This is a genomic window from Levilactobacillus humaensis, from assembly GCF_024345185.1.
In the GTDB taxonomy this organism is placed as follows: Bacteria; Bacillota; Bacilli; order Lactobacillales; family Lactobacillaceae; genus Levilactobacillus; species Levilactobacillus humaensis.
In genome coordinates this window covers 1-9,038 of record NZ_BROB01000048.1, presented here as the reverse complement: position 1 = coordinate 9,038, position 9,038 = coordinate 1, and the positions used below count along the sequence as shown (strand labels likewise).

Genomic DNA, 9,038 nt, shown 5'->3' with positions numbered 1-9,038 from the left:
GAATACCGCGATGAGGCCGCTTAAGTAACACTAAAAATTATATTATTTCAACTGTCAACTTGACAGGGACTAGTACAGCTAATCAGCGATGACTGCCTTTTTTCACACTTGTCTGCCATACCAACTCAAAATTAAAAGGAGATCAGGACAATTGTCCTGATCTCCTCTTGGCTAATTTATAATTGTATTCATTAAGAGAACCATTAACAGTCCGACAACCGAAATAACCGTTTCGAGGGTCGTCCAGACCTGGAAGGTTTGTTTGACACTCAAGTCAAAGTATTCTGAGAACATCCAGAAACCTGCATCATTCACGTGAGACGCTGCCAGAGAACCGGCACCAATGGCCAAGGCAATCATGACCGGGTCTGCGTTAAGCGTGTGCATTAATGGCGTAACTAACCCGGCTGCTGTCATCCCGGAGACCGTCGCAGAACCCAACGATACCCGCAGAATAACCGTGATCAACCAGGCCAACAAGATTGGGGAGAACTTGGAGTGCATCATTAATTCCTGCACGGCCTTCCCGACCCCACCGTCGATCAGGACCTGCTTGAAGGCAGACCCCCCGGCGATAACCATCAGTAACATGGCAATTGACTTGATGGCATCTTCCAGCGTCGCACTGATTTCCTTCATGGTCCGGCCACGATGGAAACCCATCGACCAGATCGCAAAGAGTAAAGCAATTACCATCGCAATGACGGGGTTCCCTAACATGGAGACCACAGCGTCCAACCCTTGTGGGTGTTTCGGTGCAGCACCTCCATCGACCGTCATTTGATAAATGGTTGCCAGTGCCATGAAGACGACTGGGAACAGTGACGTCAACACAGCTAAACCAAAGCTAGGTGTCTCGTCGAGATCAAATTCCTTAACCTCACCAAAGGCAGGTAAAGATTTCTTGATCACGAATAAATCCGGATTAAACCGGCGAATGACGCGCGTCCAGATAGGACCAGCGACGATCACACAAGGAATCGCCACAATAATCCCAACCAAGAGCATCTCACCCACGTTGGCCCCTAACGCCGTAGCGACCGCCGTTGGCGAGGGTTGTGGCGGTAAGAAACCTTGCGTAGCAGATAGCGCCGCCGCCATCGAAATTCCTAAGTACAGGAAGGGCACCTCAGCCTCTAAGGCCACGGCGAACACGATTGGCGTAACCAGAACCAACCCAACTTCAAATAGTAAGGAGATCCCAATCAGGAAGGATGCCACCACAATGGCGACCTGCAACCGTTTCTTCCCAAAAACATTGATCAGGGTTCGCGCAATCCGGTAAGATCCCCCGGAATCCGAAACCAACCGACCAATCATGGCTCCAAAACCAAAAACGATGATCAGCTCGCCCATGGAGCTCCCGATACCGTTCTTGATGGAGTCAGCGATGTTGGCTGGGTTCATCCCCAGCCCCAACGCAACGAGGATTGACGTTGCGATCAGCGAAACAAAGGTATTCAACTTTACTCGAATAATCAGGAAGAGTAATAGGAGAATTCCCAAAAACAAAATGACGAACTGCATTATTCTCTCTCTTTTCTATGCCGAATTCTGAGGACCAGACCTGCCGTAGTCCGATCCTATTATGCATAGAGTACATTGTATGAAAAAAAGTTACGGTTTGCAAGGGCTTACCTGTATCTTATTTTCATTTGAGAGCCGCTAAACGGTGTTAATCCGCTAACGAACGATCATCACCGAGATTGGAGAATATTTTGCCATGTAGGCTGCCTGACTCCCGAAATACTTGCGGACACCCTTCTGAGAGAGTGATCCCACGACGAGTAGGTCTGGCTTGACGTCGGGGATGATATTTTTCACAATAGTCTCACCCGGATCACCCTCGCCAATGACGAAGCGGACCTTGGTGATCCCGAAACGTTCGGCCAAGTCCTGATACTTTTGTAAATGCGCCTGAAGTTCGGCCCGTTGACCGTGGACATAGTCCTTACTCAAGGCTTGATAGATATTCATATTATCGGATTCCAACACGGAACAGATGACAAGCTCTGCCCCGTCAAATTTAGCCCGGTTCATGGCGTAACGAAAGGCCAACTGTGCATCCGGGGAGTCATCCACCCCGACTAGAATGCGTGTGAACTTTTTGGGGTTCATTGACTCTGTATTTTCCATCGAAACTGCCTCCTCTTGGCTTAACATACTTTCATTATAATGGAAAACGGTTCCAGACGCGAAAAATTCGCGTGAAAACGCCAATTTTTTCATCAAAAAAGACCGATGCTAGGTTTCACATCGGTCTCGTCAGGCACTGATTGACCCCACCCGGGCTCGAACCGGGATCATTCGCTTAGGAGGCGAGTGCCCTATCCAGTTGTGCTATGGGGCCATAAAACAGATCCATGATTTATTTTTACACGGATCTTTTTAATTGTAAAGGCTGACTATTTCTGCTCGGCATCTCTGTCGCGCCACTTCTTCCGCATTCCTTTGTTCTTGGTATGCCGGTTCTTATGCTTTTTCTTCTTCTGAACTGGTGCCGCCGGGGCCTTCGTCACGGTCTTAGGTGACTGGGTCGTGGTTGCCTTAGCAACGACACTCCCCGGAACCTTGGCCTGCGGTGTCGCAGCCTGTTTGGTCGTAGCAGCCGCACTCGCCGGTGCCTTAGGGGCAACCGGACGTTCCGTGGTCAGACGACGGTTCCCAAAGTAAATCGGAACCAAATCGTAATCGGTCTCCTTGAGGAGCTTCTTTAAGTCCCGCAAATCGTGGTCATCACCCAGGCTGATCACCTGACCAGGTTCACCCATCCGACCCGTTCGGCCGGCCCGGTGAACATACTCATTAACGGACTGGGGTAAGTCGTAGTTAATGACGGCTGGCAACTTAGGAATGTCTAACCCCCGCGCCGCCACGTCGGTCGTTAATAGTAGTCGGGTTCGGCCCAACCGGAAGTCCTGTAAGGCCTTCTCTCGTTGAACCTGACGCAGGTCACTGGTCAGACTGGTCGCCGAGACATGGTCGTGATAGAACCGTGACGCCGTGTGTTGTAAGGCATTGGTTTGCTTAAAGAACACCAAGGCCCGGAAATTTGGCATCGACAACAGGCGTTTTAACATCTGATCACGCTTGCCCATCCCGACCTGTAAGAGGCCGTGACGTACCATTCCCTGAGTCTGGTCTTCGGCCCGGACGTCAATCCGTTCGACGGTCTGTCCGAACCACTTGTCCAGTTCGTGAAGAATTGGCGTATCGGTTGCGGAGAAAAACCCGAGTTGCACGTCGGCTGGTGCGGCCTGAGCAATCGCTCTGACCGTATCCAAGGTGTCCCCTGTCAGCAGGTCATCGGCTTCGTCCACAATCATCAGACTGACCAAATGAAGCTTCAGTTTGCGGTCACTGACCAGGTTGAGTACCCGGCCTGGTGTCCCGACGATCACTTCCGGACGCTTCTTCAAACGTTCCGTCTGGCGCTTCACGTTGGCGCCCCCGGTCAGAGCAACGACCTTTAAGTCCAGCAGTTTTGCCCAGTCACGCATGACCCGGCTCGTTTGAATCGCGAGTTCCTGAGAAGGTTCCAGCACGATGAGCTGAATGCCATCACCAGGAAGCAGGTTGGCCAAGGCCGGTAAGGTAAAGGCCACGGTCTTCCCGGACCCCGTTGGTGCCAGGCCTAGGACGTTATGGTCGCCAACCATGGGGTCATAGACCGCCGTTTGAATCGCGGTTGGTTCGGTGTAACCTAGGTCCTTAAAGTGGGCCTCAAATTGTTTTAACATATCGTATCCTCTTTTTCTTAGTTTTGGTCGGCCGGAAAGCGGAGATTCCCCGCCACTCGGAGATCAAATAATACTTGGTTCACGGTCAGACTCCACTCGAGCCAACGCCGATAATCCGCCACGTTTTGTGGGGCGTCTGGATCCTGTAAGACCCGCGCAAAGTCCGCCATTTCAGGTGTCATCGGGTTTGCTAGCGCTGGCTCGCTGAGATTGGTTTCCTGGCCGGTGGCATCCCGAAAGACAACGTGGGTTAATTCACCTGCGCTGTCTAAGGCAATCGTGTCCTTTAAGCCATAAATTTCAGACTCTGCTGTAGAATTACTGGTCTTCCCGAAGTTAATGGCAACATCGAAGTCCGCATAACGTAAGACGGCAAGTCCCTTACCATCCGCGCCCGTCGCAATCAACGTTGGGAAGTAAGCAACCGTCTCTGGTTGACCGAATAAGGCCACTGCCAGATAGACGGGATAAACCCCGAGATCCTGCAACGCTCCACCAGAAAACTCTGGGGTGAAGACGTTTGGCCGGCCACCCGCCAACACTTGATCGTAACGTGACGAATACTTCATGTAGGTCAGGTTAGCCCCTTGAACAGTGGGGAGTCCCGCCATGGCGCATTCGATTTGGTGGAAGTTAGGTGTGTGCACGTGCCTGGCGGCTTCGAAGAACTTCACCTTGGGATGCTGAGCTAAGGCGGCCTGGATCGCCGTCATCTCACGCCGATTACTGAAAGCTGGCTTCTCCACAATAATGGAGATATCCCGTTTAATAGCTTCCAAGGCTTGGGCAAAATGCAAGCTGTTTGGTGAGGCAATGTACACTACATCCAAATCGGCCTGTGCCAACATTTGGGTGTAATCCGTATAATTAACCTGCGCGTGGTTCCGCTCACCGAAGGCTTTAGCCGTTGCCGCCTCTCGTGAATAAATCCCGGCCAGCTCATATTGTTGGCTGGCTGCGGCCGCCTCAACTAACTGTTGCGTAATCCAATTCGTTCCAACCGTTCCTAATCGAATCATGTCGTTACCTCCCAAGATAAGTTCTAATTAGCTTCATTTTAACAGTCACAGCGAGGCAAGCATAGCGCCATCATTAATTTTCTTAAAATCCAAGGGAATTATGACGAGTTTTCTCGATAAAAATGTTATATTGAAGTTAATTACTTAATCAAGGGAGGGATTACTGGTGAAGGGTCGGGATATCGCACTATTCGGCGTTTCACTTGTGGCTGGTTTGACCGGTGGATTTTCACTACATCGCAAGAAAAAGAACCAACCGAGTGAATCGCCATTATTTTACGTCGGAACGTGGCAGTTTGTTGATCCCCACAATCATCGCCACCACCGGTTGGAAATCAGTCCTAATCTTGACGTGCAGATCGATAATCATCCCGTTAAGGTCCGTGTCAAAGACCTCGATGAACATCAGCTCACCTTCCAGGATAAATTCGGTTACCATCTGACTATCCACGCCAACGAACGCCAACCCATTTCATTTTTCGATGAAGCCGACGATTGTACTTATGCGATGCAGCCACTGCAAAAACCAACTGAATAGCTTGATGACAAAAATAAAACGTCGTTAATTCGCCAGGCACTTACGCCCGTCGAACTAACGACGTTTTTTTCTATTTAGTAAAGCTTTCCCAGTCCTGCTTATTTCCATTAAATACGGAACGCGAGACCGGCTGGCTCTGATTACTCTGGGATAATGATCCATCGGCATTATATTCGATAAACTTAACCTCACGACCATGGCTCTTGAGTCTGCCCCCTGCGGACCACTTGGCCTGGTTGGGCAATACTGGATCCACGAACTGAGTCATCACCGTCTGATTGGCAAAGATAATCACACCCTGCTGATACCCGCTATTGAGCAAGGTCACCAATTTTTTCAATTTCTGACCCTGACTCGCCATTCCCGAATTATTGTTGTTGTATTGATCATAGTAGTTGACCGAAACGCGGATTGGCAACGTTCCGGTATCCTGACCCACGGTATCCTTGAAGTGTGCATACTGCTGGGCCCCCGTGGAGGTAAAACTGAAGGTGTGCGCCACCCCCACCTTAATGTCGGCTCCTTGACATCGGGAATAGTTGTCACTGAAATCATCATCAGTATACGTGGCCCCCGAGGTGGCCTGCAGGTAGACAAATGACGATTTCTGCGACAACTGTTGAAAATCAACATAGCCACTGTCCTGATTCAGGGTCACCCCTCGAACCGGATACGTGGCCAGCTGTGCCCGCTGATGTTGTTGCCACTGTTCCCAGCCAAAGACCCCAGCTACGAGTACAACTAGAACTAATAAACCGATTAACCAGCGTCGCCGACGTCGATGAGGATGACGAAAAGTGTTGTCATAAATAGGTTGATAGTCTTTTCGTTTCACCGTCAATCACCGCTCTTCCTCACCAACTAGAATTTAACCTCTATTATACCATGTTGGTTAGGATTCATCTCGCGTGTGTTCAATCACATCGCGGACTCGGGTCAAGACGGGTTGGGTCCGTGAAGAAATGCGCAAGACCGTCATCATAAAAAGACTGTCGAGAATCGTCAGTTGTGAAATCAACGAGTACATCCCTTCGGACCGATACTTCACTTCATCCGTCAAAGATAGGAAAGTTACGGCTGCGGCCTGTGCCAATTCGGACCCACTATAACTGGTAATGACAATGATGGCCACGCCATTACGCGTGAGCTCCCGCACAATTTGTAACGTTTCGTGATTTCGACCGGAGTGAGAAATCACGATCGCACAGTCATCCGCAGTCATCTTAGCCGCTTGCATCAACTGAATATCGTAATCAGGATGGTAAACCACATTTAATGAAGTTCTGAGGAATTTGTGATAGCCATCTAAAGCCGCGATGGAAGATCCCCCTAATCCAAAGAACGCCAGGGTCTTGGCATTAATAATCTTGAGCACCGCCCGGGCCAAGTCATCTTCATTTAAGGCATCATTGGTCGCCCGCAGTGAGTTCACAGAGAACCGGAACGTCTTATTGGCGATCGTTGCCAGTGAGTCCCCTTCGGCCAATTCCGGGAAGGAACTCTGTTGGGGAGTCATGGCTGCGGCCGTATGGGCCAGAGCCATCGTAAATTCACGATAGTTGGCATAATTCATCCGCTTCACGAAACGAGAAATCGTCGCCGTAGAGACATTGGATGCCGCCGCCAACTCCTTAATTGTCATTTCACTAACTACTGCAGGATTATCTAAGGCTAATTGTGCCACCTTTTTTTCAGTCCGGGACAATTGATCATAAGTCCCTCGAATCTTGCCAATCGTTGAGCGTGCGATAATCGCAGCCCCCTTTCTGGAAAATCAAATTTTACTTTTGTAAACATTTTACAGCATTTCACTTGAAATGTGAAACTTCTTTTCATATAATGTGTGTGGTAGAGAAAATTAGAGCTCATCTGATAGCGGTTATTTGTGTAACCGCTACCTTGCCCGCGACGTATCTGTTGCGTTATCGGAACGAATACGTTATTGTTCTGGGGTGATGACCTTCTTTTTTTCACGATAATCGCACCACGAAAGGACGAGCACTATGGACTACATGATTGGGGTCGATATTGGAACAACCAGTGTCAAGACCGTATTGTATGATACAACGGGTAAGATGCAAGGTTATTCTAACAACCTCTATCCCCTCTATCAGGATGTGCCTGACATGGCCGAAGAAGACCCAGAAGAAATCTTCTCCGCGATCATTGATGGATTAACGACGGTTCTGCGGAAAGCAGACCTTAAGAACGGCCAACTTCACGGCGTTTCTTTCTCCGCCGCTATGCACAGTCTGATTCTGTTAGACAGCGATCACAAACCTTTAACCCGTGCCATCACCTGGGCGGATAACCGGGCCGTTAAGTACGCTGATGAACTCCGCGAAAACGGTGTTGGCAAGCAATTGTACGAAAAGACCGGGACACCTATTCACCCAATGACGCCACTGAGCAAGCTGATCTGGATTCGCAATGAACAACCAGATCTTTTCAAAAAGGCGCGTTGGTTCGTCGGTATCAAAGAATACGTGCTCTACAAACTCTTTGGTGTCATGCAAGAAGACTACTCAATCGCTAACGCAACGGGACTCTTTAACATCTTTAAGATGGACTGGGACGACCAAGCCTTAGAGGTTGCCGGTATCACGCGTGACCAATTACCAAAGCTAGTTGATACCACGGATCAAGTGTGTGGCATGAAGGCCGACTATGCCGGTGTTATCGGTATCGACCCACAAACGCCATTCATCATGGGTGCCTCAGATGGTCCCCTGGCTAACTTGGGTGTTAACGCCATTAACCCTGGTGTCGTCGCCGTCACCATCGGGACTTCCGGTGCCGTGCGTGTCGTCACCGACAAGCCAAAGATTGACCCTAAGGGCCGGGTATTCTGTTACTACCTATCCAAAGACCACTGGGTCGTTGGTGGACCCGTCAACAATGGTGGGATCGTCTTCCGTTGGGTTCGTGACCAACTCTTCGCACCAGAAAAGTTGACCGCTGAACAAATGCATGTCGATTCTTACGACCTGTTGACGGAAATCGCTTCAAAGATTCCAGCCGGTTCTGACGGATTGATCTTCCACCCATTCTTAGGTGGTGAACGGGCCCCAATCTGGGATGCCAACGCTCGTGGATCTTTCTTCGGTTTAACCCGGACGCACTCGCGGGCTCACATGGTTCGTGCCGCTCTGGAAGGTATCGTCTACAACCTCTACACGGTCATGTTGGCCTTGGAAGAAGTCGTTGGCAAGCCATCCAGCATCCAAGCTACCGGTGGTTTCGCCCGCTCCGCTCTCTGGCGTCAAATGTTAGCTGACATCTTTGAACAAGACGTCACGATTCCAGAAAGTCCAGAAGGAACGGCCTTAGGTGCCGCAACGTTAGGGATGTATGCTTTAGGTATGATTGACGACCTTTCAGCCGTTAAGAACTTCGTGGGTGTCACGAATGTTCACCATCCTAATCCAGAAACCTATGATGCTTACCGGGCCTTGGTTCCAATCTACATCCGCTTGAGCCGTCAGTTGCAATCCGAATACAAGAATATTGCGGAATACCAACGGACTCATGTGACGGACCTAAAGAAGAAATAAGTTACCCACTTATCTTTTCTGAAACACCGTTAGAATTGGGTTGAAATTTTATCGTTTGATAAAATTTATCCTATACAAAAAAGATTCTTTCGGGTAAAATGTGTTTACTATATGGGAGATTGCAAGAATTATCCGAACACTTATTAGAACCTCATCTGTTCCCAGAAGACCTCTAATGGTGTACGCC

At 49.6% G+C, this 9,038-nt stretch carries 8 protein-coding genes and 1 tRNA gene; 2 read left to right on the top strand and 7 right to left on the bottom strand.

From position 1 onward, the window contains the following. Positions 1-171 precede the first annotated feature (171 nt). The 5 genes from OCU14_RS10965 to OCU14_RS10945 all read right to left on the bottom strand — a co-directional run bounded on the left by OCU14_RS10965 (position 172) and on the right by OCU14_RS10945 (position 4,759). Positions 172-1,527 carry a gluconate:H+ symporter gene (locus tag OCU14_RS10965; protein ID WP_261811058.1) on the bottom strand — a complete coding sequence of 452 codons (1,356 nt, stop codon included), beginning with the start codon at positions 1,525-1,527 and terminating at the stop codon, positions 172-174. Positions 1,528-1,683: 156 nt separating this feature from the next. After that, positions 1,684-2,136 (bottom strand): universal stress protein, encoded by a 453-nt coding sequence (locus OCU14_RS10960; RefSeq protein ID WP_261811057.1) that lies wholly within the window; start codon positions 2,134-2,136, stop codon positions 1,684-1,686. 141 nt (positions 2,137-2,277) lie between these two features. Further along, positions 2,278-2,350 (bottom strand) — tRNA-Arg (locus OCU14_RS10955). Positions 2,351-2,405: 55 nt separating this feature from the next. Further along, positions 2,406-3,740, bottom strand: a complete 1,335-nt coding sequence (locus OCU14_RS10950) for a DEAD/DEAH box helicase (RefSeq protein WP_261811056.1) — start codon at positions 3,738-3,740, stop codon at positions 2,406-2,408. A gap of 17 nt (positions 3,741-3,757) precedes the next feature. Further along, a complete protein-coding gene (locus OCU14_RS10945) occupies positions 3,758-4,759 on the bottom strand; it encodes a Gfo/Idh/MocA family protein (RefSeq protein WP_261811055.1) in 1,002 nt (333 codons plus the stop codon). Between the two features lie 166 nt (positions 4,760-4,925). Between OCU14_RS10945 and OCU14_RS10940 the strand changes: the two genes are divergently transcribed. Further along, a complete protein-coding gene (locus OCU14_RS10940; RefSeq protein ID WP_261811054.1) occupies positions 4,926-5,297 on the top strand; it encodes a DUF4828 domain-containing protein in 372 nt (123 codons plus the stop codon). Between the two features lie 70 nt (positions 5,298-5,367). Here OCU14_RS10940 and OCU14_RS10935 read toward each other — a convergent pair whose 3' ends face one another. Both OCU14_RS10935 and OCU14_RS10930 read right to left on the bottom strand, forming a co-directional pair. After that, the gene (locus OCU14_RS10935; RefSeq protein ID WP_261811059.1) at positions 5,368-6,132 is read right to left on the bottom strand and encodes a GH25 family lysozyme; all 765 of its coding nucleotides are present in this window, start codon (positions 6,130-6,132) and stop codon (positions 5,368-5,370) included. 57 nt (positions 6,133-6,189) lie between these two features. Beyond that, a complete protein-coding gene (locus OCU14_RS10930) occupies positions 6,190-7,023 on the bottom strand; it encodes a MurR/RpiR family transcriptional regulator (protein WP_507762970.1) in 834 nt (277 codons plus the stop codon). A gap of 277 nt (positions 7,024-7,300) precedes the next feature. On the opposite strand from OCU14_RS10930, the gene gntK reads away from it, so the two are divergent. Continuing rightward, a complete protein-coding gene (gene gntK, locus OCU14_RS10925) occupies positions 7,301-8,851 on the top strand; it encodes a gluconokinase (RefSeq protein ID WP_261811053.1) in 1,551 nt (516 codons plus the stop codon). Positions 8,852-9,038 lie beyond the last annotated feature (187 nt).

Coding starts and splice junctions, on each gene's coding strand:
- OCU14_RS10965 (WP_261811058.1), bottom strand. CDS start 1,527: ATGCAGTTCGTCATTTTGTTTTTGGGAATTCTCCTATTACTCTTCCTG.
- OCU14_RS10960 (WP_261811057.1), bottom strand. CDS start 2,136: ATGGAAAATACAGAGTCAATGAACCCCAAAAAGTTCACACGCATTCTA.
- OCU14_RS10950 (WP_261811056.1), bottom strand. CDS start 3,740: ATGTTAAAACAATTTGAGGCCCACTTTAAGGACCTAGGTTACACCGAA.
- OCU14_RS10945 (WP_261811055.1), bottom strand. CDS start 4,759: ATGATTCGATTAGGAACGGTTGGAACGAATTGGATTACGCAACAGTTA.
- gntK (WP_261811053.1), top strand. CDS start 7,301: ATGGACTACATGATTGGGGTCGATATTGGAACAACCAGTGTCAAGACC.